Raw genomic sequence first — 1263 nt, forward strand, 5'->3', positions numbered from 1 at the left:
CAAAAAGAAATTGATGAAGCAGCACCTACTACTCGTATAGATGGGGATCATGTTATTACAGAACGTCATATGGAAAATATCTATGCACCTCCATTTTGGCAAATGGCATTAAGAGGCAACAATCTGGCGGATGATGTTCCGGTAGACCGCTGGCAGATCTGTCATTTCTTTGCGCCAAGTAATGTTCATATTGAAGTTGGCGTAGCACATGCAGGTAAAGGTGGCTATCAGGCAGCTGCCGAGCATAAAGTATCTTCTATTGTGGTGGACTTTATTACGCCTGAAACAGAAACCTCTCACTGGTATTTCTGGGGTATGGCCCGTCACTTCCAGCCAGAGAATGCGGAACTGACAGATCAGATCCGTGAAGGTCAAGGCAAGATTTTCTCTGAAGATCTGGACATGCTGGAACAGCAACAACAAAACCTGCTCCGCTACCCTGATCGCAAGTTGCTGATGCTGAATATTGATGCAGGCGGAGTGCAAGCGCGCAAAGTGATTGATCGTCTGATTAGCCAAGAACAGGTTAACGAGATTGCAGGCAAAGAGCAGATTCCGTCAGTCACGCTTGGTTAAATAGTTAAAGTTTTAGAACAGTATTTTGATTTTTTAAATTTTAGGAGCGGCACTCACATGGAAGTGACCATTCATCAGATCCATCAACACAATTCTCAAATAAATTCATTTGAGCTCATGAGTTGTAATGGGGAGCCTCTACCTCCTTTTAAAGCAGGTGCTCATATTGATGTACATATGGGCGAAGGCTTAATTCGCCAATACTCACTGGCGAATTGCAGTAGTGAGCAGCATCGCTACGTGATTGGTGTACTGAATGATCCCAACTCGCGTGGTGGCTCACGCTTTATGCATGAACAGTTACAGGTGGGGCAACGCATTCAGATTAGTGAACCCCGTAACCTGTTTGAGTTGAATACAGAGCTTGAACATGCAGTCCTATGTGCAGGCGGGATTGGGATTACACCAATTCTGGCAATGGCCAAAGAGTTAAAACGACTGAACAAATCTTTCAAGCTGTTTTACTTTGTTAAAACCCGTTCGGCAGTGGCTTTTCATGAGGATCTCAATCTTCTCGGTGATTCAGTTCATCTGCACATTGATGATGAAGCCGCCACACATTGCAACTTACTAAGTGCGCTTGCTCAGTCTGACTTAGCACATCATGTTTATGTATGTGGTCCACAAGGTTTTATGGATTTCGTGATCCAGACTGCCCAACAGCAATCCTGGCCTGAGACGCATATT

Annotated in this window: 1 protein-coding gene and 1 pseudogene; both read left to right on the plus strand. The window is 44.6% G+C overall.

The features are described 5' to 3' along the window. Positions 1-576, plus strand: a pseudogene (locus tag B4033_RS01430) (aromatic ring-hydroxylating dioxygenase subunit alpha); the annotation flags it as partial. Positions 577-633: 57 nt separating this feature from the next. Further along, positions 634-1263 (plus strand): ferredoxin reductase (locus tag B4033_RS01435; protein WP_286831407.1); only part of this gene is annotated, 630 nt, incomplete at its 3' end.

It is taken from the genome of Acinetobacter sp. UBA3132 (assembly GCF_002364825.1).
Lineage (GTDB): Bacteria > Pseudomonadota > Gammaproteobacteria > Pseudomonadales > Moraxellaceae > Acinetobacter > Acinetobacter schindleri.